27 protein-coding genes are annotated in these 26,600 nt (G+C 68.9%); 19 read left to right on the forward strand and 8 right to left on the reverse strand.

The genetic code is table 11. From position 1 onward, the window contains the following. Positions 1-8: 8 nt before the first annotated feature. Positions 9-788, reverse strand: coding sequence for an SDR family NAD(P)-dependent oxidoreductase (locus tag AC0662_RS16985; RefSeq protein ID WP_452195046.1), 780 nt, complete (start codon positions 786-788; stop codon positions 9-11). Positions 789-964: 176 nt separating this feature from the next. On the opposite strand from AC0662_RS16985, the gene AC0662_RS16990 reads away from it, so the two are divergent. Then, positions 965-2,512, forward strand: a complete 1,548-nt coding sequence (locus AC0662_RS16990; protein ID WP_478301574.1) for a fibronectin type III domain-containing protein — start codon at positions 965-967, stop codon at positions 2,510-2,512. Between the two features lie 2 nt (positions 2,513-2,514). On the opposite strand, the gene AC0662_RS16995 is transcribed toward AC0662_RS16990, so the two are convergent. Further along, complete coding sequence (locus AC0662_RS16995; RefSeq protein WP_478301576.1) at positions 2,515-3,912, reverse strand: alpha/beta fold hydrolase; 1,398 nt, start codon at positions 3,910-3,912, stop codon at positions 2,515-2,517. 100 nt (positions 3,913-4,012) lie between these two features. On the opposite strand from AC0662_RS16995, the gene AC0662_RS17000 reads away from it, so the two are divergent. The 3 genes from AC0662_RS17000 to AC0662_RS17010 all read left to right on the forward strand — a co-directional run bounded on the left by AC0662_RS17000 (position 4,013) and on the right by AC0662_RS17010 (position 6,652). Beyond that, on the forward strand, positions 4,013-5,131 hold the full coding sequence (locus AC0662_RS17000; RefSeq protein ID WP_452195051.1) for a sensor histidine kinase: 1,119 nt from the start codon (positions 4,013-4,015) through the stop codon (positions 5,129-5,131). After that, complete coding sequence (locus AC0662_RS17005) at positions 5,128-5,793, forward strand: response regulator (protein ID WP_452195052.1); 666 nt, start codon at positions 5,128-5,130, stop codon at positions 5,791-5,793. Before AC0662_RS17000 ends, AC0662_RS17005 begins: the two co-directional genes overlap by 4 nt. A gap of 94 nt (positions 5,794-5,887) precedes the next feature. Continuing rightward, positions 5,888-6,652 (forward strand): sulfite exporter TauE/SafE family protein, encoded by a 765-nt coding sequence (locus AC0662_RS17010; protein ID WP_478301579.1) that lies wholly within the window; start codon positions 5,888-5,890, stop codon positions 6,650-6,652. On the opposite strand, the gene AC0662_RS17015 is transcribed toward AC0662_RS17010, so the two are convergent. Continuing rightward, positions 6,649-7,647 (reverse strand): YdcF family protein, encoded by a 999-nt coding sequence (locus AC0662_RS17015; RefSeq protein WP_478301581.1) that lies wholly within the window; start codon positions 7,645-7,647, stop codon positions 6,649-6,651. The genes AC0662_RS17010 and AC0662_RS17015 overlap by 4 nt on opposite strands. Positions 7,648-7,791: 144 nt before the next feature. Between AC0662_RS17015 and AC0662_RS17020 the strand changes: the two genes are divergently transcribed. Then, a complete protein-coding gene (locus AC0662_RS17020; RefSeq protein WP_478301583.1) occupies positions 7,792-9,024 on the forward strand; it encodes an FAD-binding protein in 1,233 nt (410 codons plus the stop codon). Here the strand turns inward: AC0662_RS17020 and AC0662_RS17025 are convergent. Continuing rightward, the gene (locus tag AC0662_RS17025) at positions 9,021-9,617 is read right to left on the reverse strand and encodes a MarR family winged helix-turn-helix transcriptional regulator (RefSeq protein WP_478301585.1); all 597 of its coding nucleotides are present in this window, start codon (positions 9,615-9,617) and stop codon (positions 9,021-9,023) included. The genes AC0662_RS17020 and AC0662_RS17025 overlap by 4 nt on opposite strands. Next, the gene (locus AC0662_RS17030) at positions 9,614-10,903 is read right to left on the reverse strand and encodes a nicotinate phosphoribosyltransferase (protein WP_478301927.1); all 1,290 of its coding nucleotides are present in this window, start codon (positions 10,901-10,903) and stop codon (positions 9,614-9,616) included. Before AC0662_RS17030 ends, AC0662_RS17025 begins: the two co-directional genes overlap by 4 nt. A 116-nt stretch (positions 10,904-11,019) precedes the next feature. Between AC0662_RS17030 and clpS the strand changes: the two genes are divergently transcribed. From clpS to AC0662_RS17070, 8 genes are all read left to right on the forward strand, one after another. After that, positions 11,020-11,307: an ATP-dependent Clp protease adapter ClpS gene (gene clpS / locus AC0662_RS17035; RefSeq protein ID WP_452195062.1), complete on the forward strand. Its 288-nt coding sequence runs from the start codon at positions 11,020-11,022 to the stop codon at positions 11,305-11,307. Then, positions 11,304-11,855 carry a DUF2017 domain-containing protein gene (locus AC0662_RS17040; protein WP_478301587.1) on the forward strand — a complete coding sequence of 184 codons (552 nt, stop codon included), beginning with the start codon at positions 11,304-11,306 and terminating at the stop codon, positions 11,853-11,855. The genes clpS and AC0662_RS17040 overlap by 4 nt, the downstream gene beginning before the upstream one ends. A gap of 78 nt (positions 11,856-11,933) precedes the next feature. Next, positions 11,934-14,996 carry an isoleucine--tRNA ligase gene (gene ileS / locus AC0662_RS17045; protein ID WP_478301589.1) on the forward strand — a complete coding sequence of 1,021 codons (3,063 nt, stop codon included), beginning with the start codon at positions 11,934-11,936 and terminating at the stop codon, positions 14,994-14,996. A gap of 120 nt (positions 14,997-15,116) precedes the next feature. Further along, the gene (locus AC0662_RS17050; RefSeq protein ID WP_478301591.1) at positions 15,117-16,094 is read left to right on the forward strand and encodes an aldo/keto reductase; all 978 of its coding nucleotides are present in this window, start codon (positions 15,117-15,119) and stop codon (positions 16,092-16,094) included. A gap of 71 nt (positions 16,095-16,165) precedes the next feature. Beyond that, positions 16,166-16,624, forward strand: a complete 459-nt coding sequence (locus AC0662_RS17055) for a M67 family metallopeptidase (protein WP_452195070.1) — start codon at positions 16,166-16,168, stop codon at positions 16,622-16,624. A gap of 2 nt (positions 16,625-16,626) precedes the next feature. Next, positions 16,627-16,905 (forward strand): MoaD/ThiS family protein, encoded by a 279-nt coding sequence (locus AC0662_RS17060; RefSeq protein WP_452195072.1) that lies wholly within the window; start codon positions 16,627-16,629, stop codon positions 16,903-16,905. A gap of 30 nt (positions 16,906-16,935) precedes the next feature. Then, positions 16,936-17,883, forward strand: coding sequence for a PLP-dependent cysteine synthase family protein (locus AC0662_RS17065; protein ID WP_478301593.1), 948 nt, complete (start codon positions 16,936-16,938; stop codon positions 17,881-17,883). Between the two features lie 18 nt (positions 17,884-17,901). Continuing rightward, complete coding sequence (locus tag AC0662_RS17070; protein WP_478301595.1) at positions 17,902-18,189, forward strand: mycothiol transferase; 288 nt, start codon at positions 17,902-17,904, stop codon at positions 18,187-18,189. Between the two features lie 94 nt (positions 18,190-18,283). Here AC0662_RS17070 and AC0662_RS17075 read toward each other — a convergent pair whose 3' ends face one another. Further along, entirely contained in the window at positions 18,284-18,577 is a 294-nt protein-coding gene (locus tag AC0662_RS17075) for a hypothetical protein (protein ID WP_452195077.1), read from the reverse strand. 231 nt (positions 18,578-18,808) lie between these two features. Between AC0662_RS17075 and murI the strand changes: the two genes are divergently transcribed. From murI to AC0662_RS17105, 6 genes are all read left to right on the forward strand, one after another. Next, positions 18,809-19,612, forward strand: coding sequence for a glutamate racemase (murI, locus tag AC0662_RS17080; RefSeq protein WP_452195079.1), 804 nt, complete (start codon positions 18,809-18,811; stop codon positions 19,610-19,612). A gap of 135 nt (positions 19,613-19,747) precedes the next feature. Beyond that, on the forward strand, positions 19,748-20,494 hold the full coding sequence (locus tag AC0662_RS17085; RefSeq protein WP_452195081.1) for an MBL fold metallo-hydrolase: 747 nt from the start codon (positions 19,748-19,750) through the stop codon (positions 20,492-20,494). Next, positions 20,475-21,311, forward strand: coding sequence for an alpha/beta fold hydrolase (locus tag AC0662_RS17090; protein WP_478301597.1), 837 nt, complete (start codon positions 20,475-20,477; stop codon positions 21,309-21,311). The genes AC0662_RS17085 and AC0662_RS17090 overlap by 20 nt, the downstream gene beginning before the upstream one ends. Positions 21,312-21,371: 60 nt before the next feature. Continuing rightward, a complete protein-coding gene (locus AC0662_RS17095; protein WP_478301599.1) occupies positions 21,372-22,889 on the forward strand; it encodes a DHA2 family efflux MFS transporter permease subunit in 1,518 nt (505 codons plus the stop codon). Further along, positions 22,886-23,491 (forward strand): acyl-CoA-like ligand-binding transcription factor, encoded by a 606-nt coding sequence (locus AC0662_RS17100; protein WP_478301601.1) that lies wholly within the window; start codon positions 22,886-22,888, stop codon positions 23,489-23,491. Before AC0662_RS17095 ends, AC0662_RS17100 begins: the two co-directional genes overlap by 4 nt. A 42-nt stretch (positions 23,492-23,533) precedes the next feature. Next, the gene (locus tag AC0662_RS17105; protein ID WP_478301603.1) at positions 23,534-24,427 is read left to right on the forward strand and encodes a neutral zinc metallopeptidase; all 894 of its coding nucleotides are present in this window, start codon (positions 23,534-23,536) and stop codon (positions 24,425-24,427) included. Here AC0662_RS17105 and AC0662_RS17110 read toward each other — a convergent pair. Together AC0662_RS17110 and AC0662_RS17115 are read right to left on the reverse strand one after the other, a co-directional pair. Next, positions 24,424-25,248 carry an SAM hydroxide adenosyltransferase gene (locus AC0662_RS17110; RefSeq protein WP_478301605.1) on the reverse strand — a complete coding sequence of 275 codons (825 nt, stop codon included), beginning with the start codon at positions 25,246-25,248 and terminating at the stop codon, positions 24,424-24,426. The genes AC0662_RS17105 and AC0662_RS17110 overlap by 4 nt on opposite strands. A 173-nt stretch (positions 25,249-25,421) precedes the next feature. After that, positions 25,422-26,594 (reverse strand): Gfo/Idh/MocA family protein, encoded by a 1,173-nt coding sequence (locus AC0662_RS17115; protein WP_478301607.1) that lies wholly within the window; start codon positions 26,592-26,594, stop codon positions 25,422-25,424. Positions 26,595-26,600: the final 6 nt, after the last annotated feature.

Raw genomic sequence — 26,600 nt, forward strand, 5'->3', positions numbered from 1 at the left:
TTCCGATCTCATCCGGGGATGAGATCGCCGCCCGTCACGTGCAGCAGCTGACCCTGGATCGCCTTGGTCCGCGGTGACGTCAGGAACAGGATCGCGTCGGCCAGTTCGGCCGCGTCCGGTAGGTGCCGCGCCGTGAAGCCCGCCGCGATCCGCTCGAGCGCGGGCTGGGGGATGGCCCGGTGCTTGCCGTCCTCGAGCGTGATCCCGGGCAGCACGACATTGACCAGTACGCCGTCCGCGCCGAGATCGTGCTGCAGACTCGCCGCCAGGCCGTGCAGTCCGGCTTTCGCGGCGCCGTACGCCCAGGCGCCCTTCATCCCGCGTTCGGCGAGGTCGGTCGAGATCAGCACCAGCCGCCCGTGCCCCGACTGCCGCAGCGCCGGCGCGACCTGCTGTACGAGGTGGAAGTTCCCCTCGAGGTTCGCCCGCAGGATTCCGGTCCACCATTCGGGGTTGGAGTCCTCGACCTTCTCCGGCCGCTCGTCGTACCCGAGCGTGCCCCAGCTGACCGCGTTCGCCACCACCGCGTCGAGCCCACCCCAGTGCTCGACGACCGACGCCACGGCCGTCTTGATCGTCTCCGGCGCCGCCAGATCCAGCGGTACGACGTACGCCGCGCCGCCCGCCGCCTCGATCTCCTCGGCCACCGCCTCGGCCGCGTCCTTGCGGGAGTTGTAGGTGATCGCGACCCGCGCCCCCTCCCGCCCGTACGCGATCGCGGTGGCCCGCCCGATCCCCGACGACCCACCCGTCACCAGCACCGCCGCGTCCTTCAGTCCCAGGTCCATGACCCGTCCTTCCGTTATTCATTAGTCGGCTAAGCAGAAAACTTAGCCGACTAAAAAACTGCAGGCAAGCCCCGGCTGGTTTCAGAGCAGCATGTGCTGAGCGTTATCGTTTGACGGCGCATAGTCATCAAGTCATGGGTCGGCCTTCCGCCGGAGCGGGCCCTGGGGGTTCGTTCATGAAGAAGGCTGTTCTGGCTGTTGTCACGGGTGCGGCCGTGGTTGCCGCGGCGCTGGTGCCGTCGGGGCCATCGGTGCAGGCGGCGACCGAGGACGTCGTGGTGCAGAGTGCGCCGCGGGGGTTCGGGTCGGCGCTGTCGTCGGTGCAGGAGAAGTCCTGGCAGACGAACGCGAGTGTGAACGCGCTTGCCGTCGCGGGGAACCTGGTGTTCGCGGGTGGGCTGTTCACCCGGGTGCGGCCGCCGGGGAACGCGCGCGGGGTCGGCGACGCGCCGCGGAAATACTTCGCGGTGTTCAACCGAGCGACCGGCGTACCGACGCGGTTCGCGCCGCAGGTGAACGGGCCGGTGTGGAGCGTGGCGACCTCGCTGGACGGCCGGCGGGTCGTCATCGGTGGTGACTTCACCGTCGTGGACGGAGTGCCGCGGTCGAAGGTCGCGATGTTCGATGTTGCCTCCGGCAAGCTTGTCGCCGGGTGGGACCCGGTGGTGAACTACCGGGTCGCGGCACTGCGGATCACCGGGACGACGGTGTACCTCGGTGGGTCGTTCGGCGCGGTCGACAAGCAGGCCCGCAACCGGGTCGCGGCGGTCACGATCACCAGCGGCGCGCTGCTGCCCTGGGACCCGGACGCGGACGACGACGTACACGCGATCGAGGTGTCGACCGACGGCTCGCGAGTCTTCGTGGGCGGTGGGTTCACCCGGATCGGTGGCCGTGACCAGCACTCGCTCGCGATGCTGAACACCACCACCGGCGCCGCGCTCTCGATGCCCGCCGCGGCCGCGATCCCGCCGAAGTCCGAGGAGTGCGACAGCCGGGTCAAGGACCTGGAAGTCCAGGGAAACAAGGTCTTCGCATCCAACGCCGGCACCCACAGCGAGCAGTGCTACGACGGTGTGCTCGCCGCGGACACCAAGACCGGCAAGCTGCTCTGGCAGAGCAAGTGCCTGGGCGCGACCGAGGCGATCAAGGCGATCGGCAACTGGTTGTACAAGGGCTCGCACGCGCACGACTGCAGCGCCGACGGTGAGTTCCCCGACAAGACCGGCATGCACCACCTGCTCGTCTACAGCACTGTCACCGGCAAACTCGGCCCGTGGTTCCCGAACACCGATGCCGGCGGTACGACGCTCGTCGGTCCGTTGGCGTTCGCGTCCGGTGGCAACGACCTCTGGTCGGGTGGTGACTTCACCGAGGTGAACGGCGTACCGCAGGAAGGGCTGACGTGGTTCAGCAGCGCTCCTGGTGGTGCCGCACCGGCTCGGCCGGCCGCGCCGAAGGTCGCGAGCTCCCGGCCGAACAAGGTGACGATCGCCTTCGACACCGTGCTCGACCGGGACAACATCGCTCTGACGTACTTCGTCTACCGCGGCAGCACGCGGATCGGCAGCTGGTCGCGCTCGTCGACGTGGTGGACGAAGCCGACCATCACGTCCGTCACCGACTCCCGGTTGACCAGCGGTCAGACGCTGGCGTACCACGTCGAGGTCAGTGACGGCCGCAACGTCCGGAAGGGCCCGTCGGTCTCGGTCCGCGTGCGCTGACCTCAGCAACGGCTCCCGCGCGCAGGTACGACGCGATCCGCAAGGTACGCGTCGATCTTCGCGCGGGCGCACTCGTTGGACAGGTAGAGCGTGTGTCCAGGGCCGTCGTGATAGATCGACCCGCTGCCCGGTACCTGGTCGATCACGCGCGTCGCGGCGTCGTACTCGCTCCAGTTACCGGCCATCAGCAGCGGCGGCAGACCATGCGGCAGCGCAGCGGGTTCGTTCTGTACCGGGACCGGCCAGCCGATGCAGGACAGCATCGACAGCTGAATGGTTCCGGCCACCCCGGTGTACGGCGCGGCAGCCTCCATCCGCCGAACCTGCCGCGCGAGCTGACGTTGACTGGTCGGATGCGGCCAATCGGTGCACTCCACGACTCCGGGCGAGGGCAGGACCGGGAACGGCGAGTTCGGCGGCGCGGGCACGAAGCCCGATGCGTCACCAGTCGTCGCGGCCTTCCGCAGCGCGGCCAGCAGCGTCGGGTACGACGCTTCGCCGCCGCGCGCCAGACTCAGACCGGTCGCCCGGATCTCGTTCCCGTCGTACGTCGTGCTTCCAGCGGGCAGCGGAGTGCGTTGCGCCCGGGCCACCACGCGCTGCCAGAGCGCGGGCGCATCGGCGCAGTTTCCTTGCGTACGGCACCAATCGAAGAAGCGGGTCATGAACGTCTGCACGTCGCGGGCGAGCGCGGTGAGCTCGCGGTCCCAGTTGTTCGTGCTGTGGTTCCAGGTGCCGTCGAGGACGAGCGAGCGGACGTGCTGCGGGAAGAGCCGCGCATACGTCTGCCCGATGAACCCGCCGTACGACGCCCCGTAGAAGTTCACCGTCGACTCGCCGAGCGCCCGGCGGATCGCGTCCACGTCGCGAGCGTGGCTGGCCGAGTCCATCGCCGCGAAGAGTTCGGGATCCTTCGCCTGGCATTTGGTCGCGGACGCCCGGTTCGTTGCGGCCAGTGCGTCGAATTCGGTCTGGTTCCGCGGCACTCGCGGCTGGCGGACGCCGGTCCACTCGCAAGGCAGGTTAGTGCTCAGACCGGGGGCGTTGGGTCCGCCGCGGAGATCCCAGGTGATGATGTCCATCTTCTGGCGCAGACCGGAGAAGACCTCGCCACCGCCGTACGAGCGCATCAGGTCGATGTTGATCCCGACCGGACCGCCGAGGTTGACCAGCACGGATCCTTGGGCATTCGGAGCGGTCGCGCGCAGCCGGCCGAGCGTCAGCGTGAGTTGGCGCCCGTTCGGACGATCCCAGTCGACCGGGACCTTCAGGGTGGCGCATTCGATGCCGACGGTGCCTGGTCCGCCGGGGCATTCGCCCCAGTTGAGCGTTGGCGCGGGTGGAGTGAGGGCGCTGGTCGTCAGCAGGCCGCTCGCCGCGAGGGAGAGTAGTTTCAGCATGCCGGTCACGCTTCCGTGGATCACCCGCCGGCACATCGGACCACGGGCCGACGGACCCAGGTCCGAGGTGATCGGCCGCCGCGTCGGCTAGTTTCGACGCGTGACCGAGGAGTACGGCCTGAGCCGGCGACAGCTGATCGTCGCGGACTGCATCGTCGCGCTCGGGTACGCCGTCCTCGTCGAGCTCACGATGACGCCGACCGGCGCCGGCGTGCTCGTCGTGATCGGTCTCGCGATCCCGATCGCCGTACGACGTGTTTGGCCGGTGTACGCGTTCGGTGTGGTCGCCGTGGTGTCCGTGATCGCGATCGCTGCCGGTCTGTTGCGCGATCCGCTGCTCGCCGCCGCGTACGTGCTGTACGTCGTCGCGCTCACCAGAGCGTCGGCGCGGCCGCTGTCCAGCCGTCGACTGATCTGGATGGCGGGGAGCGTCGGGTTCGTCGTTCTCGTGCTCGCGATGGTGGCGGGCGCACCGGCCGGGCGAGCCGATGTCGCGCTGGTGTTGACCGGGATCGCGGCGCTGTACGGGGCGTGGATCCTGGGGCAGGTCGTGCGGGACCGGCGTGCGGCGGCGGCGCGAGCGGCGCGGGTACTGGCGGAGCAGGCGGTGGCGGAGGAACGGTTGCGGATCGCGCGTGAGCTGCACGACATCGTTGCCCACAGCATGGGATTGATCGCGGTCAAGGCCGGCGTCGCGAACCATGTGCTGGCGGTGCGCCCCGAGGAGGTGTCGGACGCGTTGTCGGTGATCGAGTCCACGAGCCGGGATGCGCTGGTCGAACTGCGGCACATGCTCGGCCTGTTGCGTACGTCGAGTGAGCCGGCGGACCTCGCGCCACCGGCCGGGTTGGCCGCGTTGCCGGAGATGGTTTCCCGGGTCGAGTCGACGGGCGTGCGGGTCGAGCTCGCGGTCGACGTACCGGACGAGCTCCCGGAGGCGGTCGCGCTGACGGTCCAGCGGATCGTGCAGGAGTGCCTGACGAACGTGACGAAGCATGCGCGGGCGCGGCGCTGCCGCGTGGCGATCAGCACGTCCGCGAACGGCGTACGGCTGGAGGTGACCGACGACGGGGTCGGTGGCGCTGTGGTGGAAGGTCACGGGCTGATCGGGATCCGGGAGCGAGTGAGCATGTACGACGGGACGCATCGGGCCGGGCCGCGCGCGGAGGGCGGCTTCGAGGTGGTCGTCGAGCTGCCACATCAGCGGGTGGCGCGGTGACCGATATCCGAGTGCTGGTCGCGGACGACCAGGCGTTGCTGCGCGGGAGCTTCCGGGTGCTGATCGACACGACGCCCGGGCTGATCACGGTTGGCGAGGCTGCTAACGGAGCCGAGGCGATCGAGATCGCGCGCCAGGAGCAGCCCGATGTGGTGCTGATGGACGTCCGGATGCCACACCTCGACGGCATCGAGGCGACGCGGCAGATCTGTCAGCAGGACGAGGCCGCTCGAGTGCTGATGCTGACGATGTTCGACCTCGACGACTCGGTGTACGCCGCTCTGCGAGCCGGCGCGAGTGGGTTCCTGCTGAAAGACGTGCCGCCGGCCGAGTTGCTGCAGGCGATCCGGGTCGTCGCGGCCGGCGAGGGGCTGCTCGCGCCGTCGATCACGCGGCGGCTGATCGCGGAGTTCGCCCGGACCGCCGAACCGGGGCAGGCGCCGCTGGTCGGGCTCGACGGGGTGACCGATCGAGAACGCGAAGTACTGGCTCTGATCGCCCGCGGGCTGTCCAACGAGGAGATCTGCGCGCACCTGCACGTGGGCCGCGGCACGGTGAAGACGCACATCGGCCACCTGCTCGCCAAGTTGCACGCGCGCGACCGCGCCCAGCTGGTGATCGCCGCCTACGAATCCGGTCTGGTGCAACCACGGCGGCGATGACTCCGAGCTCTGGTTCGACAGGCGAGACCCGCGGACCCTATGTCCGGACCAATGGCCGATACTTGACGCCAGTGAGGACACAGGTGAGGTACGCGTGACGGGCCTGCAGCAGCTGGCCGTCGTCGGGGCCGGCTTCGGCGCGGGCATCCTGACCTCGACCGTCGGCGTCGCGTCGCTCCTCAGCTTCCCGGTGCTGATCGCGCTCGGCATCCCACCGGTGGTCGCGAACGCGTCGAACACCCTCGGTCTGCTGCCCGGTGCGATGAGTGGCGCGATCGGCTACCGGCGGGAGCTGCGGGAGGTCCCGCGCAGGCAGACGATCGCCGTCGTCCTGATCTGTTCGGTCGGGGCGATCGGGGGTGCCGCGCTGCTGCTCGCACTGCCGTCCCAGGTGTTCGCGGCGGCCGCGCCCTGGCTGATTCTCTTCACGTGCCTGATCGTCGGCGTCCAGCCGTGGATCTCGCGCTGGCTGCGGTCCCGCTCCACACATCCGCACGGCCTGCGGCGATCGATGTCACCGGCAACCGCCGTCTTCACCGCGTTGACCGGCGTGTACGGCGGGTACTTCGGCGCCGGCGCCGGCGTGATGATGATGGCCGTCCTCGGGCTCGGTCTGGACCTGGAGTTGCGGGTCGTCAACGGACTCAAGACCTTGGCGTTGTGCGCGGCCAACCTGGTCGCCAGCGTGATCTTCGTGTTCATCGCGGACCTCGACCTGGCCGCGGCCGGTCTGCTGGCGGCCGGCTCGATCGTCGGCGGGTACGTCGGCGCGCACATCGGACGCCGACTGCCCGCGACCTTCTTGCGGGTGCTGATCGTGCTGGCGGGCGTGATCGCCGCCGTACTGATGCTGCGTTAGACGTGCTGGTTGATCGCCCCGGCGGCGATCAGCAGGCAGATGCCGCCGTTGATGTACGGGTGGCTGACCAGGATCGCGACGAACTCGCGAATGGTTGCCGTCGGCCAGTAGTACGCCGCCGTCCGGGAGCCGACCACCTGACCGTTGACCTTCGCCTTGCGGGCGGTGAGCGCGGCGCGGAAGGCGTGGAAGTTGTTCGTGACGATCAGGCAGCGGTACTGCGGCCGCAACTGCACCATCAGGTCGCGGCTGAACGTCAGGTTCTCCCAGGTCGTCGTCGACTTGTCCTCGCGCAGGATCTGGTCGTCGGGCACCCCACGCTCGACCAGGTACGCCGCCATCGCGTGCGACTCGGGAAGATCCTCGCCCGGTCCCTGCCCGCCCGACGTGACGATCCGCGGCGAGCGGCCCTTCCGCAGCGCGCGCTCGTACACCTGCTTCGCGCGGTCGAGGCGGCTGGCCAGCAGCGGCGGAACGCGCGAACCGATCACGCCCGAACCGAGGACCACGACGAAGTCCACCTTCCGCGAGGAGCGGATCCGGCTGTAGACGAACGCGTAGAGCAGGAAGCAGAGGAACAGGAACGAGATGTAGGTCAGCACCCCGAGCAGAACCGACCGTACGGCGGCCAACGGCTCCCAGCCGATCTTCTGCACCAGCACGCTGAAGATGACGAACCCGATGATCCCGAGACCGACCAGCAGCGACAGCAGGTTGGACAGCCGACGGCGCTCGCGGCGCAGCATCGTGACGCCGTTGATCACCAGGAAGACCGCGAGGACGGCGATCGCCAGCGGGATCGCGGCCACGATCGCCACCACCAGCCAGCGGGCCGCGGTCTGGTTCACCGTCTCGACCGCGAAGATCACGCCGAGGCCGGCGAACATCAAGGTCAGGACCAGGAAGACCCCGTTCTTGAACAGCCGCCGGTCGCGCAGGAAGCTGACGCCGAAGATCAGGAACCAGAAGGCGGCGGCGCCGAAACAGATGACCATCGGGCGCCATCAAAGCACGCTCCGTCGCTGAGGTGGGGGACGCTCGGGGCGTGGCTCGGGGTGTGGACGGGCCAGCCGTTCCGGGGGCCGGTGTGCGAGGCTGCGGGGGACGGGGCCGGGTGGTCGAGGAGAGGCAGGGGCGACGTGAGTGCTGTCACGAACTGGGCTGGGAACGTCAGCTTTGCGAGCGAGCTGCAGCGGCCGCGGTCGGTCGAGGAACTGCAGGAGCTGGTCTCCGCCGCGGAGAAGGTACGCGTACTCGGCACCGGGCACTCCTTCAACCGGATCGCCGACAGCACCGGTGCGCTGGTCAGCGTGCAGGACCTGCCGCAGGTCATCGAGATCGGCGAGCGCGGCGTGACCGTCTCCGCCGGTCTCCGGTACGGCGAGATCACGGCGGCCCTGCAGGCTCAGGGGCTCGCGCTGCACAACCTCGGTTCGCTGCCGCACATCTCGGTGGCCGGCGCGTGCTCGACCGGGACGCACGGGTCCGGCGACACCAACGGTCCGCTCGCCGACGCCGTCAACGCGATCACGTTCGTGAACGCCGCGGGCGAACTCGTCACGCTCACGCGGGACGACCCGGACTTCGCGGGGTCGATCATCTCGCTGGGCGCGCTCGGGGTGACCGTGAGCCTGACGCTCGACGTACAGCCGTCGTACCAGATCAGTCAGGTGGTGTACGACGGGTTGCCGGTCGAGCGGCTCTCGACGGATCTGGACGCGGTGACGGGGAGCGCGTACAGCGTGAGCTCGTTCACCGACTGGCTCGACCCGGACGTGATGGTCTGGCGGAAGCAGCGTGACCTGAGCCCGCCCGACCCCGAGTGGCTGGGCGCGCGCCTCGCCGACGGTGCGCGGCACCCGATCAAGGTGATGCCGGCCGACTACGCGACCCAGCAAGGCGGGGTCCCGGGGCCGTGGAACGAGCGGCTGCCGCACTTCCGGCTCGAGTTCACCCCGAGCAACGGGGACGAACTGCAGTCGGAGTACTTCGTGCCGCGGGATCGGGCCGTGGAGGCGTTCGAGGTACTGCGGGCCCTGGGCAAGCAGTTCGCGCCGGTCCTCCAGGTGTCGGAGGTGCGCACGATCGCCGCCGACGAGCTGTGGCTGAGCCCGAGCCAAGGGCGGGACACAGTCGCGCTGCACTTCACCTGGGTCCAGGACGAGTCCGTCGTACGGCCGGTCGTCGCGGCGCTTGAGGAACGGCTCGCACCGCTGGACGCGCGACCGCACTGGGGCAAGGTCTTCGAGGCCGACGCGGCTGTCCTCGCCGAGCGCTACTCCAAGGTCCCCGACTTCATCGCGCTGGCCGCCAAGTACGACCCGACCGGCAAGTTCCGCAATCCCTACCTGGACACCTACCTGCCCCGTTAGAAGGGGGTGTCCTCCAGGGTCGTGGTGATGGTCCAGAGGAGGTTGCGGAGGGTACGGCGGTCCTCGGGCGTGAGGCGGGAGAGCGCGCGGCGGCCGGCGCGGTCGTAGACCTCCTGGATCGTGTGGGCCAGTTCGACGCCGCGGTCGGTGAGTTCGATGCCGACCTGGCGCGCGTCGGTCGCGTTGCGGACCCGGCGTACCAGGCCGGCGGCTTCCATACGCTGGGTGGTCTTGGTGGCCGTGGGGACCTCGACGTCGAGCACCTTCGCGAGTCGCGCCACCGGGAGGGAACCGTGGTGCAGCAGCTTGGCGAGCACGAGTTCCTGGCCGGTGTGCAGCTCGGTGCCGGCGAGTTCCTCGGCGACCGCCTTCCGCGCCACGCGGTCCGCGAACCGCAGCGCGATCAGCACATCAGCCTCATCCGCCGGCGCCGCAGCCGACCACTCCAGCTGCCCCCGAGTCTCTGCGCCGGCCCCCGCGACACCGGCCCTCGGGACACCGGCCTCGGCCGCACCGGTCCCCGCCGCATCGGTCCCCGCCGCACCGGACTCGGCGGCGGGTGCGGTTGTGTTCTGGTCGGGGGTGGGGGTCATGTGTGGCTCCGCGGGCGGAAGGGGTTCCTGGCGTCGTAGTCGCCGACGTACTCGGTGGGGATGGCGGGCTCGCCGCGGCTGAGTTGGCTGGCGGAGCGGGGGAGTTCGTCGCGGACCTTCTCGTGGTGGGCCTGGGACTCGGCCGGGGTGGTCCGGCCGACGACCTTGCCGGCCTCGACCAACGAGCGCAGCAGCACCCGGTCGTCACCGTCGTCGACCGGCTGCTCGCCGACACCGATCAGCTCGATCTCCGCGACCCCGGTCGCGGACCGGCGCCGCAGCGCCCACTTCCGGCCGCCGATCGAGATCTTGTCCGGGCTCTTCTTCGCGACCGGGACCAGTTCACCGCTCGCGTCCTCCCGGGCGACCAGCTTGTACACGAACCCGCAGGTCGGGTACCCGGACCCGGTGACCAGCGACGTCCCCACGCCGTACCCGTCGACCGGCGCCGGGGCCAGCGCGGCGATCTGGAACTCGTCCAGGTCGCTGGTCACGATGATCCGGGTCTTTGCCGCACCGAGCGAGTCGAGCTGCTCGCGGACCTGCCCGGCCAGCGACGGGAGGTCGCCGGAGTCCAGCCGGACCGCGCCCAGCTCGGGGCCGGTCAGCTCGATCGCCGTCCGGACCGCCTCGGCGACGTCGTAGGTGTCGACGAGCAGCGTCGTCCCCTTGCCGAGCGCGTCGATCTGGGACCGGAACGCGTCCTGCTCCCGGTCGTGCAGCAGCGTGAACGAGTGCGCCGCGGTCCCGGTGCTCGGGATGCCGTACCGGCGGGCCGCCTCCAGGTTCGAGGTCGCGCTGAACCCGGCGATGTACGCCGCCAGCGCGGACGCGACCGCCGCCTCCTCGTGGGTGCGCCGCGAGCCCATCTCGATACAGGGCCGCCCACCGGCCCACCAGGTCATCCGGGAGGCGGCTGAGGCGACCGCGGAGTCGTGGTTCAGAATAGACAGGAAAACGGTTTCCAGGAGCACTGCCTCGGCGAAGCTGGACTCGACCACGAGGACCGGGGAGCCCGGGAAGAAGATCTCGCCGTCGGCGTATCCGGAGACATCGCCGGTGAACCGGTAGTCCGCCAGCCAGTCCCGGGTAGCCTGGTCCACGATGCCGCGATCGGCCAGGAAGGCGATCGTCTGCTCGTCGAACCGGAACTGTTCGAGCGCGTCGAGGAGCCGGTTGACGCCGGCCACCACGCCGTACCGGCGGCCGTCCGGGAGGCGGCGGGCGAACAGCTCGAACACCGAGCGGCGCTGCGCCGTGCCGTCGGCCAGGCTGGCCTGCAGCATGGTCAGCTCGTAGTGGTCAGTCAGTAACGCCGTCGAGTGGCTCACAAGAGCAGCCTATTGCGAGACCGAACACGATCTATTGCGAGACCGAACACGATGATGGAGAGAATGGACCGGTGACCACCGCACCAAGCGAGCTCGAGAGCGCCGAGGTCGACGAGGCGATCGAGCTGAGCCCGCCCTGGGTGACCATCGTCTGGAACGATCCGGTCAACCTGATGGACTACGTGACGTTCGTGTTCCAGACGTACTTCGGCTACTCCAAACAGAAATCGGAGAAGCTGATGATGCAGGTGCACCAGGAGGGGAAGTCGGCGGTCTCGAACGGTAACCGGGAAGCGATGGAACGCGACGTGGAAGCGATGCACACCTACGGCCTGTGGGCCACCTGCGAGAAGTCGTGACGCGGTTCCGCAAGCGCCGTAAGACCGTCGTCGTCAGTTTCGCCGAGCACGAGGCGGACATCCTCGCGAACCTGCTCCGCAACCTGGTCGAGCTGCTGTACGACGGTCTGCCGCCACGCTCGGCCGAGTCGTCGGACCCGCTCGCCGCGCTGCTGGAGTCGGACGGGCCGACGTCGCCGCCCGAGGACGTCGTACTGCAGCGGCTGTTGCCGGACGCGTACCAGAAGGACGACCTGGCGTCGGCCGAGTTCCGCCGGTTCACCGAGCGGGGGCTGCGGGAGGGGAAGGTCACCGACGCGAAGCGGGTGCTGTCCGCGCTGGAGGAGTCCGGCGCCGACGAGATCGCGCTGGAGCCGGACGAGCAGCTGTCCTGGTTGCGCGCGATCAACGACCTGCGGCTGGCGATCGGCACCCGTCTCGACATCAAGGACGAGGACGACTACAACACCTGGGAGAAGCTCGCCGACGACGATCCCCGCCGCCTGACGTACGACCTGTACGACTGGCTCGGTTACCTCCAGTCGGCGCTGCTGCACAACATGCGGTGAAGCAGTTCCGCGCTTCGCGCGGGGTGGAGGGGGCGGCTGGGTTATCTGCAGTCCGCTCTTCTGCATAACATGCGGTGAGTGAGCTATCCGAAGGTTGGTGCGCCGGACTTCCCTGGGGTCGAGCGTGAGGTTCTCGAGTACTGGGACCGGGATCAGACGTTCCGTGCCTCGCTGAAGGGTGCGGACGAGTTCGTCTTCTACGACGGACCGCCGTTCGCGAACGGGCTGCCGCACTACGGGCACCTGTTGACCGGGTACGTGAAGGACGTCGTACCGCGGTACCAGACGATGCGCGGGCACCGGGTCGAGCGGCGGTTCGGGTGGGACACGCACGGGTTGCCGGCCGAGCTCGAGGCGCAGCGGGTGCTCGGGCTGAAGACGAAGGCCGACATCCTCGAGCTCGGGATCGAGAAGTTCAACGAGGCGTGTCGCGCGTCGGTGCTGAAGTACACCGACGAGTGGCGCAGCTATGTCACGCGGCAGGCGCGCTGGGTCGATTTCGAGAACGACTACAAGACCCTGAACCGCGACTACATGGAGTCGGTCATCTGGGCGTTCAAGACGCTCTACGACAAGGGTCTGGTGTACGAGGGTCTCCGCGTCCTCCCGTACTGCTGGAACGACGAGACCCCGCTGTCCAACCACGAGCTCCGGATGGACGACGACGTCTACCAACCGCGCCAGGACCCGTCGGTGACGGTCGCGGTCGAACTGGAGACCGGCGAGCGCCTGCTTGCCTGGACGACCACGCCCTGGACGCTGCCGAGCAACCTGGCGATGGCGGTCGGACCGGACGTCGACTACGTCGTGGTGAACGACTCCGAGGGCCGTCCGACGATTCTCGCGGAGGCCCGGCTCGCCGCGTACACGTCGCCGCACGGAGACATGCCCGGTCTCGGCGACGAGGTGCTGCGGCGGCTGAAGGGCTCGGATCTGATCGGCCGGCGGTACACGCCGCTGTTCGACTTCCTGGCCGACACACCCAACGCGTTCCAGGTCATCGCCGCGGAGCACGTGACGACCGACGACGGTACGGGCGTCGTTCACATGGCCCCGGCATACGGCGAGGAGGACCAGCTCGCGTGTGATGCCGCCGGGATCCCCACGGTCCTGACCGTGGACGACGGCGCACTGTTCACGTCGCTCGTTCCGCCGTACCAGGGGATGCATGTCTTCGAGGCGAACCGGCCGATCATCCGCGACCTGCGCGCGGCGGGCGCGTTGGTTCGCGAGGACAGCTACGTGCACAGCTATCCGCACTGCTGGCGGTGCCGGAACCCGCTGATCTACAAGGCGGTCTCGAGCTGGTTCGTCGAGGTGACCCGGATCCGGGACCGGATGGTCGAGCTCAACGAGCAGATCACCTGGGTGCCGGAACATGTGAAGCACGGGCAGTTCGGCAAGTGGTTGTCGAACGCGCGGGACTGGTCGATCAGCCGGAACCGGTTCTGGGGTTCGCCGATCCCGGTGTGGCGGTCCGACGACCCGTCGTACCCACGGATCGACGTGTACGGGTCGATCGAGGAGCTGGAGCGCGACTTCGGCGTACAGGTCCCGGATCTGCATCGCCCGTACGTCGACGAGCTCACCCGGCCGAACCCGGACGACCCGACCGGGAAGTCCACGATGCGCCGGGTGCCGGATGTGCTGGACGTCTGGTTCGACTCGGGGTCGATGAGTTTCGCGCAGGTGCACTACCCGTTCGAGAACACGGACTGGTTCGAGAGCCACTTCCCGGGCGACTTCATCGTTGAGTACATCGGCCAGACCCGCGGCTGGTTCTACACGCTGCACATCCTCGCGACGGCGCTGTTCGACCGGCCGGCGTTCTCGTCCTGCCTGAGTCACGGGATCGTGCTCGGCAACGACGGCCAGAAGATGAGCAAGTCGCTGCGGAACTATCCCGACGTCACCGAGGTGTTCGACCGGGACGGCGCGGACGCGATGCGCTGGTTCCTGATGTCGAGCCCGATCCTGCGCGGCGGCAACCTGATCGTCACCGAGGACGGTATCCGGGACGGCGTACGGCAGACGTTGATCCCGCTGTGGAACGCCTGGTCGTTCTTCACGCTGTACGCCAACACGGCCGGCGTCACCGGCACCTGGTCGACCGGGTCGCGCGACGTCCTGGATCGCTACCTGCTGGCTCGGCTGCGCGGTCTGGTTCTCGACGTTCAGGAACACTTGGACCGCTACGACATCGCGACGGCCTGCGACGCGGTCCAGGGCTTCGTCGACGTCCTGACCAACTGGTACATCCGTCGTTCCCGCGACCGTTTCTGGGCTGGCTCGCAGGACGCGATCAACACCCTGTACACCGCGCTCGAGGTGCTCTGCCGGACAGCTGCGCCACTGATCCCGCTGGTGACCGAGGAGATCTGGCGCGGGCTGACGGGCGAGCGTTCGGTGCACCTGACCGACTGGCCGTCCGTGGCGGAACTGCCCGACGACCCGGAACTGGTCGCGCGGATGGAGAAGGCGCGCGAGGTGTGCTCGGTCGCGTCGTCGATCCGGAAGGCGGCCGGGATCCGGGCGCGACAGCCGCTGCTCACGCTGACGGTGGCGACCTCGGTGGATCTCGCGTCGCTGGTGCCGTTGATCGCTGCCGAGGTCAACGTTCGCGAGGTCGTGCTGACCACGGCCGACGCCGTCGACGCGCCGGTGTCGCAACGGTTGACCGTGAACGCGCGAGCGGCCGGTCCGCGGCTCGGACGCGACGTACAGCAGGTGATCAAGGCGTCGAAGAGTGGCGACTGGTCGGTTTCTCCGGACGGCGTGGTGGTTGCCGGCGGCATCGAGCTGGCCGAGGGGGAGTACACCCTGGAGACGACGCTGGCCGACGGCGGTTCCGCGAGCGGGCTGCTGACGGGTGGCGGGTTCGTCGTACTCGACACGACGGTGACGCCGGAGCTCGAGGCCGAGGGGGTCGCGCGGGACGTGATCCGGGCGATCCAGCAGGCGCGCCGCGACGCCGGCCTGGAGGTCGCCGACCGAGTCCAACTGACGCTGACCGCGGAGCCCGCTGTACTGGCCGCCGTCGAGACCCACCGCGAGCTGATCATGGCCGAGACGCTCGCCACCGCCCTGGAGCTCGCCGAAGGCCCCGAGCTATCGGTCGGTATTCGGCATCTCGACAGGTAGTGCACCGACGAGACGCTGTACGCGCGGCGCCGATTACGCTCAGGTGCACTACCTGACCGGCTGACACCTCCTGTCGAGCTGCCGATCTGGCGCAGCGGCGGGTCGCCTAGGGTTGCGGGTATGGAGACGCGGAGGTTGGGGCGGACCGGGCGGGACGTGGGTGTGGTCGGGCTTGGCGCGTGGCAGCTCGGTGCGGACTGGGGGTCGGTGGACGAGAGCGACGCGCTCGCCGTACTGCGGTCCGCGGTCGAGGGCGGCGTGACGTTCATCGACACCGCGGACGTGTACGGCGACGGTCGCAGCGAGCGGCTCGTCGGGCAGGTGCTCTCGGCGTACGACGGGCTGACGGTGGCGACCAAGATGGGTCGTCGGGTCGAGCAGGTGCCGGAGAACTACACGCTGGCGAACTTCCGCGCGTGGAACGACCGCTCCCGGCAGAACCTCGGCGTCGACACGATCGATCTGGTCCAGTTGCACTGCCCGCCGACGCCCGTCTACTCGAACGACGAGGTCTTCGACGCGCTCGACACGATGGTCGACGAGGGCCGGATCGCGGCGTACGGCGTGAGCGTCGAGACCTGCGCCGAGGCGCTGACCGCGATCGCGCGGCCGAACGTGGCGTCGGTGCAGATCATCCTGAACGCGTTCCGCCTGAAGCCGCTCGACGAGGTCCTCCCCGCCGCTCAGGCCGCCGGCGTCGGCATCATCGCCCGGGTCCCGCTCGCCAGCGGTCTGCTCTCCGGTAAGTACGACGAGCACACCACGTTCGGCGCCGACGACCACCGCACGTACAACCGCCACGGCGAGGCTTTCGACGTCGGCGAGACGTTCTCCGGCGTCGACTTCGGCACCGGCCTCGAAGCGGTACGCCGCCTCGCTCCCGCCCTCCCCGCCGGCGTCACGATGCCCCAGTTCGCCCTCCGCTGGATCCTCGACCAGCCCGGCGTCACGGTCGTCATCCCCGGCGCCCGCAACCCCACCCAAGTAGCCGGCAACACCTCCGCCGCCACCCTCGCCCCGCTCACCCCCGCCCAGCAGTCCACCGTCCGCGAGACCTACGACACCCTCCTGAAGCCCCAGATCCACCACCGCTGGTAACGCACTGTCCGCCATGTGGACCGACTCCGTGGTTGGCGGGGTCGGTCGCGCGGTCGCCGTACCGTGGAGGCGTGCTGGTCATCGAGAGGGCGACGTTCGACGCGATTGTGGCGCACGCGCGGAAGGATCATCCGGACGAGGCGTGTGGTGTGGTCGCGGGGGCCGAGGGGTCGGATCGGGCCACCCGGTTCATCCCGATGCTCAACGCGGCGATGTCGCCGACGTTCTACGAGTTCGACTCCGGGGACCTGCTGCGGCTCTACAAGGAGCTGGACGAGCGGGACGAGGAGCCGGTGGTGATCTACCACTCGCACACCGCCACCGAGGCGTACCCGTCGCGGACCGACATCAACCTGGCCCAGGAGCCCGGCGCGCACTACGTGCTGGTGTCGACGCGGGACGGTGCGGACTCCCCGGCGTACGACGGTCCGGTCGAATTCCGCTCGTACCGGATCATCGACGGCGAGGTCACGGAAGAAGAAGTACGCGTGGTTGGTTCTTATACAGAAACCTCTGAAGGAGAAGACTGAGTATGGCGATCGAGCTGCGCGTGCCGACGATCCTGCGCACCTACACCGGTGGTGCGAAGGCGGTCGACGGCGCCGGCGCGACCCTGGCCGAGTTCATCGACGACGTGAACGGCAACCACCCGGGCCTCAAGGAGCGCATCGTGGAGGGTGAGCCGGAGGAACTGCGCCGCTTCGTGAACGTGTACGTGAACGACGAGGACGTCCGGTTCACCGGCGGCCTGAAGACCGGCGTCAAGGACGGCGACGTCGTCGTCGTGCTGCCCGCGGTCGCCGGCGGCTGAGCCCCGACCCCGCCGGAAAGGACTGACGAGATGCGCTTCGACAGCCTGCTCGACTCGGTCGGCGGTACGCCGCTGGTCGGACTGCCGCGGTTGTCGCCGTCGGGCGACGTACGCCTGTGGGCGAAGCTCGAGGACCACAACCCGACCGGTTCGATCAAGGACCGGGCGGCGCTGCGGATGCTGCTGGACGCGGAGAAGGACGGCCGGCTCCGCCCGGGCACCACGATCCTCGAACCGACCTCCGGCAACACCGGCATCTCGCTGGCGATGGCGGCCAAGCTGCGCGGCTACCGGATGGTCTGCGTGATGCCGGAGAACACCTCCGAGGAACGCCGCCAGATCCTGCGGATGTGGGGCGTCGAGATCATCTCGTCCCCGGCCGCGGGTGGGTCCAACGAAGCGGTCCGGGTCGCGAAGCAGGTCGCGGAGGAGCACCCCGACTGGGTGATGCTGTACCAGTACGGCAACCCGTCGAACGCCCTCGCGCACTACGACGGCACGGCGCGCGAGATCCTCGAGGACCTGCCGTCGGTCACGCACTTCGTCGCCGGCCTCGGCACCACCGGCACGCTGATGGGCGCCGGCCGGTTCTTCCGGGAGCACAAGCCCGAGGTGAAGATCGTCGCCGCCGAGCCGCGGTACGGCGAACTCGTCTACGGCCTGCGCAACCTCGACGAGGGCTTCGTCCCGGAGTTGTACGACGAGACGCTGATCGACGCCCGCTTCTCGGTCGGCCCGCGGGACGCCGTCCGCCGGGTTCGGGAGCTGCTCGACAACGAGGGCATCTTCGCCGGCATCTCGACCGGCGCGATCCTGCACGCGGCGCTCGGCCAGGCGGCCAAGTGTGTGCGGGACGGTGAGTCCGCGGACATCGCGTTCGTGGTCGCGGACGGCGGCTGGAAGTACCTGTCGACCGGCGCCTACGAGGGCACCATCGACGAGGCCGAGGACCGGCTGGAAGGTCAGCTCTGGGCCTGATCGGCTGTTGCTGGTCGGTTGCTGGTCCGGCTGCTCGGCGTCGAGGTGGCGGACTGGCAAGCCACGTTCCACGCAGGACCGGAGGAGACCGCGGCGACGGTGCTCGCCGGCTACCGGGAGACGGTTGCCGAGGCGAACGCGGCGGTCGCGTCGTGGGACGACCTCGCAGCTGCGGGGCCGAAGCCGGGTAGGCGCGGCGCACCGACGCGGCGGTGGACGCTCGTGCATCTCGTCGAGGAGACCGCCCGGCACGCCGGGCATGCCGACATCCTGCGCGAGCAGGTGGACGGCCGGATCGGGCGTTGAACTGCGTGGCCGGGCCGGCGGGCGGAGTGCCGGTCCGAGCCGTCGGTGCCTGTTGTTGCCTAGGGCACCTAGAGGGGGGTTACGTCATGTCCGCCTACGGTTCTTTGAACAGGACTCGGCGACCGAGCCGGGGATGGACCCCGCGACCCTTGCAGCTGCTGCAGGGGCGCTGGGCGTAGCTGAAGAGGCTGCCGTGGTGCCGGCCGGCACCTTTGCACCTGTTGCACTTGGCGTTCGGGTGCAGGGACAGCGAGACGACGTAGAAAGCCAACGCCGCCATCAGCACCACCAGCAGCATCCCGGTCGGCCCGATGGCCGTCGCGACGCTTGCCACGGTGCTGTTGTTCGACTCCGCGGCCCGGCTCGCCGTCTGCCCTGCGGCAGTCACGTGGTCGGGCTGTGGAGTTGGTGCGGTAGTCAGAGCCACCGCGATGTGGTGCGCCAGGTTCATGGCGTCACGAGGGGCGGTCGAACAAACATCGGTCCAGAGTGGCGTGCATCACGCGAAAAGGCAATTCCATAACGTAAAGATGTGGATAACCTCGGCGTGTCGTTCGCAACGGTTAGGTAAGGCTGCCTTCGGGTCTGCCCGCGAGCGGACCTGTATAAGCTCTGCGCTGTGGCTGACGCACCGGTGGGGATCTTCGACTCGGGCTTCGGGGGACTCACCGTCGCCCGCGCGGTACTCGATCAGTTGCCGCACGAACCGATCCTGTACCTCGGTGACACGGCGCGGCAGCCGTACGGCCCGAAGCCGATCGCCGAGGTCCGCGAGTACGCGCTCGAGTGTCTGGATCATCTGGTCGAGGCCGGTGTGAAGATGCTCGTCATCGCGTGCAACTCGGCGAGTGCCGCGATGCTGCGGGATGCCCGCGAGCGGTACGACGTACCGGTGGTCGAGGTGATCCTGCCGGCGGCGCGGCGTGCGGTCGCCGCGACGCGGAACCAGCGGGTCGGCGTGATCTGCACCCGGGCCACGGCGCAGTCGCTCGCGTACGAGGACGGGTTCGCGGCGGCGCCGCAGGTCGAGCTGTTCACCCGCGCCTGCCCGCAGTTCGTCGACTTTGTCGAGTCCGGGGTGACGTCCGGTCCGGAGCTGCTCGAAGCCGCGCACGAGTACCTCGATCCGCTGGTCGAGGCCGGCGTCGACACACTGATCCTCGGTTGCACGCACTACCCGTTGCTCACCGGCGTTATCTCGTACGTGATGGGTGACAACGTGACGCTCGTCAGCAGTGCGGAGGAGTGCGCCAAGGACGTGTACGGCGTCCTCACGAAGACCGGTCTGCTCCGCCCCGACAACCTCCCGGCGCCGCAGCATCGCTTCGTCACCACCGGCAGTCCGGACGAGTTCGCCGCCATCGGTTCGCGCTTCCTCGGGCCGGTGCTCTCCGCGGTCGATCAGTTCGCCTGGGTCCGCTGACGCCGCACCGTGTGACCTGCATCCCACCGGGGCTGTTGTCCAGGGCACCGGAAACGTCACGATGCCTGTGTAGTAACCGGATCGACGCGTCCGATGGTCCTGCGAACCGGCGGACGCGCCGGTAATCTTCCAGGTATGAAGCTCACCGTGATCGGTTGCTCCGGGTCCGTACCCGGGCCGGACTCGGCCGCCTCGAGCTATCTGGTCACGGCTGACGGGTTCCACCTGCTCCTCGACCTCGGTAGTGGCGCGCTCGGTGCCCTCCAACGGCACCTGGCCGTTCCGGAAATCGGCGCGATCGGCCTGTCCCACTTGCATCCTGACCACTGCATGGATCTGTGCGGGTTGTACGTCGCGGCGCGGTACGCACCGGGTTCGCCGATCCCACGCATCCCGGTGTTCGGACCGCCCGGTACGTCGGAGCGGATGGCGCTGGCGTACGACCTGCCGCTCGACCCGGGAATGGAGGAGGAGCTGGAATTCCATGCCTGGAAGGAAGTTCAGCAGGTCGGGCCCTTCACGATCCGGACCGCGCCGATGGTGCACCCGGTGCCGGCGTACGCGATTCGGGTTGAGTACGGCAACAAGTCGCTGGTCTACACCGGCGACACCGGGCCGAACGACGCGCTGATCGAGCTGGCCCGTGGCGCCGACGTGTTGTTGTCCGAGGCCGCGTTGCCCGACAACGATCCGAACAACCCGGTCGACCTGCATCTGACGCCGTCCGACGCCGGTGAGCACGCGAAGAAGGCCGGCGTGAAGCGGCTGATCATCACGCACGTACCGCCGTGGTACGACCGCAACACCCAGGCCGAGAACGCTCGGCGCACGTTCTCCGGTCCGGTCGAGATCGCGACACCGCATGCCGTTTTCGACATCTGACGGGGTCCGCCTGTGGACCGCGACCACAGGCGCGGCGACCGAGGGAGTCCCCGCGGTCGTGATCGTGCACGGCGGGCCCGGGCTCTGGAGTGATCACGCCGTACTCGCCGGGATGCTCGATGACCTCACCGTCGTGCACCGTTTCGACCAACGCGGGTGCGGCCGGTCAGGCCCGTCCGACGTCCAGACGATGGCGCGGCATGCTCAGGACATCGACGAGCTGCGCGCGTACTTCGGTCATGAGCGGATCGTGGTCATCGGGCACTCGTTCGGCGCGACACAGGCGCTGAACTACGCGGCGTCGTACGGCGATCACGTGGCCGGCGTCGTCTACTTCGACGGGGTCGGCATCGGCGACTGGCAGACGGCGTGCGAGGCGGAGGAGGCGCGGCGGCGGACTCCCGAGCAGACGGCGCGGCTCGAGAACCTGTCCGGCCGCAAGCGGACGCCCGCCGAGGAGACCGAGTTCCGCGTGCTGGCGTGGTTCACCGATCACGCCGATCGTGAGCGTGCGATGGCCTGGGCGCACGACAGTGCGGCCGTGGACCTGCCGATCAACTTCGCCGTGAACCGCGCGCTGACCGCCGAGGTCGAGAGTTGGGGCGACGACGGGATCGTCGCCCGGGCCGCGGCGATCACCGCGCCTGTCACCTTCGTGCACGGCGAGGGCGACCCACGCCCGGTGTCGGCGGTGCGTGAGCTCGCCGTGCACACGCCGAATCACACGTTTGCTGTGATCTCCGGGGCCGGCCACGATCCGTGGCTCGAGCAGCCGGAACTCGTGCGGGAGGTGCTGCGAACCGCGGTGAAGCGGTAGACAGATCGCGATTCTGAGATCTACTCTCAAATTAGAGTTGATCTCAGAAAGGTATCTGTCATGTCCGATGTCCCGTTGGATCCGCGCCGCTGGTGGGCGCTCGGAGCGATGTCCGTCAGCCTGATCGTGGTCGGGCTGGACCTGACCGTGCTGAACGTCGCGCTGCCGACCCTGGCGACGGATCTGCAGGCGTCGACGAGTCAGCTGCAGTGGTTCGCGAACGCCTACACGCTGGTGCTCGCCTCGCTGCTGCTGCCGGCCGGGCTGCTCGGCGACCGGTTCGGGCCGAAGCGCCTGATGCTCGGTGCTCTGGTGATCTTCGGGCTCGCGTCCACGGCCTGCGCGTTCGCCGACTCGCCCGGCCAGCTGATCGCCGCGCGGGCCGCTCTGGGCGTCGGTTCGGCGTTCCTGATCCCGCTCTCGATGTCGCTCCTGAATATCCTGTTCGCGCCCGAGGAGCGGCAGCGCGCGATGACCATCTGGCTGATGGCGAACTCGATCGGCATCCCGCTCGGCCCGCTGCTCGGCGGCTGGCTGCTGGATCACTACCGCTGGGGTTCGATCTTCCTGATCAACCTGCCACTGGTCGCCATCGGACTCGTGGCAGTCGCGCTGCTGATCCCCAGGACTGCCGGTCACCAGTCCCGCAGGATCGACGTACCCGGGATCCTGCTGACCGCGGCCGGCCTGGTGTCGCTGACCTACGGCTTCATCGCGGCGGGGGATCGCGGGTGGGGATCGCCGTGGTCGCTCGGTGGCATTGCGGTCGGGCTGCTTTTCCTGGCGGCGTTCGGGGTCTGGGCCCGGCGTACCGTGGATCCGTTGGTCGACCTGAAGTTGTTCCGGTCGCCGGGGTTCACGTGGGGGACGGTGCTCGCGACCTTGGCGTCGTTCGCGTTGGTTGGTCTGTTGTTCGTGCTGCCGCAGTTGTTCCAGGCCGTGCAGGGCGCGGACGCGTTCCAGGCCGGGCTGCGGTTGCTGCCGATCATCGGCGGGATGCTGATCGGCGCCAAGGTCGCCGAGCGGCTGGTCGAGCGGGCGGGCGCGCGGACGTCCGTGGTGGTCGGGTTCTCGCTGATGCTGGTCGGGTTGGCGCTCGGGGCGTTCACGAAGGTCGGTGACGGGTACGGCTTCACCGCAGTCTGGGTCAGCCTCGTCGGGGTGAGTATCGGCTTCACGTTGCCGCCGATGAACGGGCTGGCGCTCGCGGCGTTGCCGATCGAGCGCAGCGGCTCCGGATCCGCGCTGATCCAGGCGTCGCGTCAGGTCGGCGGAACGCTCGGGGTGGCGATCCTCGGGACCGTGCTGAACTCGGCGTACCGGGACCACCTGGACGTTGGCGGACTCCCGCCCGCGGCCGCCGCCGCGGCCCGCGACAGTGCCTCCGCCGCGATCGCGATCGGTTCGCCGGACGTGACCCGTTCCGCGCGCGCCGCGTTCGTCGACGGGATGGACGTGACGCTGTGGGTGTGCAGCGGGCTCGCGGTGGTCTCGATCGTCCTCGCGCTGGCGTTCCTGCCACGCCGTACCCGGACTGCCGACACCGAGCGGGAGAAAGTTGCCACAATCGGAGCATGAGTGGGTTGCGTGAGCGGAAGAAGGCGAAGACCCGGGCGGCGATCCAGGAGCATGCGCTGCGGTTGTTCCGCGACCAGGGGTACGCCGAGACGACGGTCCAGGAGATCGCGGCGGCGGCCGAGGTGTCGCCGGCGACGTTCTTCCGGTACTTCGCCACCAAGGAGGACACGATCGTCCTCGACCGCCTCGATCCGGTGATGATCGAGCTGTTCCGCCGGCAGCCGCCCGAGCTGCACCCGACCGACGCGTTGCGCGCGGCGATCCGGGAGAGTCTCGGCGTACTGACCGAGGACGAGTGGGCGCTGGAGTCCGAACGCCAGCAGTTGGTTCTGAACGCTCCTGAACTTCGCGTCCGGATGCTCGACCAGTTCTACGAAGGGATCGATCTGCTGGCCGAGCTCGCTTCGGAACGGACCGGTCGGCCGGCCGACGATTTCGTGGTTCGTGCCTGGGCCGGGGCGGTCGTCGGCGTGGTGATGGCGACGTACGAGACGGCGGTCAGTGCACCGCTCCCGCAGTACCTCAGCACGATGGACCGGGCCTTCGATCTGTTGTCCGGTGCATTTCCGATGGAACCGGTGGGGGACCCGGCACAGTCGTAGAGTTCGTCGCCGCGTCCGTGCGGCGTTCGACGAAGGAGACTGATGTCGCGCAGGTTGGGTGTTGTCGTCACGGTGCTGCTGGCGGGCGGGATGCTGGCGTCGTGCGGAGTGGAACACAAGTCCAGCGCGGCGCCGCCAGCGGCCGAACCGACGATCCCGCTCCAGACGTCCGTCGAGCCGACCGTTGAGCCAACCACTGCGACTCCGACGACGCCGACTCCGACGCCGACAGTGACCACTCCGTCGAACAACCAGGTGCTGACCAAGAACAAGCTCTACTCGGTCTCGATCAGGTCCACCGGTTGCCACAAACCCAAGGCCAAGCCGACCAACCCGTCCGGAGTCAACGCGTTCTACCGCGGCCTCGAACAGTGCCTGAACCGCGGCTGGCCGGCCACGGTCAAAGCGGCCGGGTACACGTTCCGGCCGCCACGGATCCTCGTCATGTACGCCACGACCAATACGCCGTGCGGCCCGAGCGCTCCCTACGTGTCGTTCTACTGCACGACGGACAAGACGATCTACCTGCGTGGCGACGAGATCCTGATCAGCAATCGCGACTTCGGGGACATCGGGGCGTCGTGGTGGGCGTCGCATCTGGGGACGCACGAGTACGGCCACTACATCCAGGAGCTGACCGGCATCATGACGGCGTTCCAGGAGTTGTACGCCATCGCGCCGGACCAGGCGGCCAAGGCCCAGCTCGAACGGCGCCTTGAACTGCAGGCGTCGTGTCTCGGGCACGTGTTCCTGACGGCCAACCGGCACAGCTACCCGATCACCTCGCAGATGCGGAACGACTGGGGCTGGCAGATCATCAGCCTCGACAATCACGGCAGCAAGGCGAACCAGCAGTACTGGATCAACCGTGCCCGCGCGCTCAAGCGGCCGGGTGCGTGCAACACGTTCGCCGCACCGGCCGCGCAGGTTGCCTAGGCCACGTTCTCGCTGACCGGCTCCAGCACTATGTCGCCCGGTTGCAGACCGAACGCCTCGGCTGCCGAGCCGCCACGGATGACCAACTCGGTGAACCCGGTGCCGGAGCTGCCGGGCACGATGCCCGGTGAGTTCCGCGGTACGGCGGTCAGGTGCGGGTAGCAGGTCACGTCGACGATCCTGGTCGACCCGTCATCGTTGCGCTGGGCAACGGCCAAGGTGTCGCCCGGGACCAGGTCGAGCGAGCGGTCGAGCTTGCAGTTGCCGAAGTTGTCGACGACGCTCACCACTGGCTCCCCGTCGAGGACCTCCGGTACGGCGGTCTCGGTCGCGGGCAGCGCACGCCCGTCGGCGACCCACTTGGCCAGCAACGGCAGGTACCACAGGCTGCGGAACTGGGTGCCCGCGATCTTCTCGGTCTCGGCCGCGCCGAAGCCGGCCGCCGCGACGACATCGCGGATGTCCGTGACGTAGACCCGGTCGATCCCGAGCTCCCGGCGTACCAGGGAGAGGGCGCGGGCGTTGAAGGTACTCGCGACCAGGTGCTTGCCGTACCAGAAGAAGCAGAACGGTACGCCGTTCGGCCAGACGCCGTCGCGGGGCGCGATGTTCAGCAGCGTGATGGTCGGGTGGCCGTCTTCGCCCAGCAGCTCCAGAGATTGCAGGCAGTCGAGCAGCGTGAGCGCGGCGAACGACTCCGGATCGGGTCCGTCGGCCGCGACGATCGTCGGGGACTGGCCGAACAGCGCGCCGATCCGGGTGCTGAGTCTGGCGCGGGCGTTGGCGTCGTAACAGTCGGTGATGTAGGTGATCGGGTACATGACGTGGCTCCAAGAATGTGCACAGCGCTTGCAGTGGCTGGAAACGAAAGAGGCCCCCGACATCGGGGGCCTCTCGCTGCAAGCACACGTGCCTACGCCGCTAGAGTCCTCCGCATCGAGGGCTCAGCATTCGCATCGCGGCGTGCCTGGTCACGTCAGGGATGGTAACACCCTCACTTCGCCTGACCGTTGTCGAAATAGGTCACCAGGGCCGGGTCGAGCGTGGGGATGTCCTGCGGTACGCCGTTCGCGCGCAGGGACTCGGTCGCGGCGTAGCCGGCGGCGACCGCGGCGCGGGCGGCGACCGGGGAGGTGAGCGTCGCGCCGCCGTCGCGGACGAAGTTCACGAACTCGGCGACCAGGTGCGGGTCGGCGCCACCGTGGTTCTCGTTGTCGCCGCCGATCTCGACGACCTGGTCCGCGTCCTCGCGGTACCCGGAGCGGCGGCTGTTCCAGACCTTCACCACGCCGCCCGGACTGTCACCGAAGTTCTCCAGCCGGCCGTGGGTGCCGATCACCGTGTAGTTGCGCCAGTAGTCCGGCGTGTAGTGGCACTGCTCGTAGGTGAGGAAGACGCCGTTGTCCAGCAGCAGGTTCGCCATCGAGATGTCCTCGACGTCCATCACCGGCGCGAGGCCCTTCTGCTCCAGTGGCGGCCAGTTGTCGTTGGACACGAACTCCCGGAAGCGCTGGCCCGAGCGATCCATCCGGTCGGTGATGTCGCCGTACAGGGTCAGTGCGCCCATCGCGTTCACCCGGGTCGTGTAGCCGCCGGCCAGCCAGTGCATCACGTCGATGTCGTGGGCGCCCTTCTGCAGCAGCAGCCCGGTGGTCCGGCTCCGGTCGGCGTGCCAGTCCTTGAAGTAGAAGTCGCCGCCGTGCCCGACGAAGTGCCGGCACCAGATCGCCTTCACGTCACCGATCGCGCCGTCCTGGATCAGCTGGCGCATGGTGAGGACGACGGGCATGTGGCGCATGTTGTGGCCGACGTACAGCCGGGCGCCGGACTCGTACGCCGCGCGCAGGACCCGGTCGCAGCCCTCGGTGGTGATCGCCAGCGGCTTCTCCACGAACACCGAGACGCCGGCCTCGAGGAAGTCGACCGCCGGTCCCTCGTGCAGGTCGTCCGGGGTGGTCAGGAACACGCCGTCGAGCTTCCGGTCCAGCAGCTCGGTGTGGTCGGCGTACGCGGTCGCCTCCGGATACAGCTCGAGCGCCGCGTCCCGCTGCGGTGCCGACGGGTCGGCGAGGGCGACGACCTCGGACCCCTCGCCGGGACGGTGCGCGTACTGCGCGATGCGGCTGCGGGCCCCGAGCCCCACCACGCCAAACCGAAGATCAGTCATACCAGG

It is taken from the genome of Kribbella sp. NPDC043289 (genome assembly GCF_056436705.1).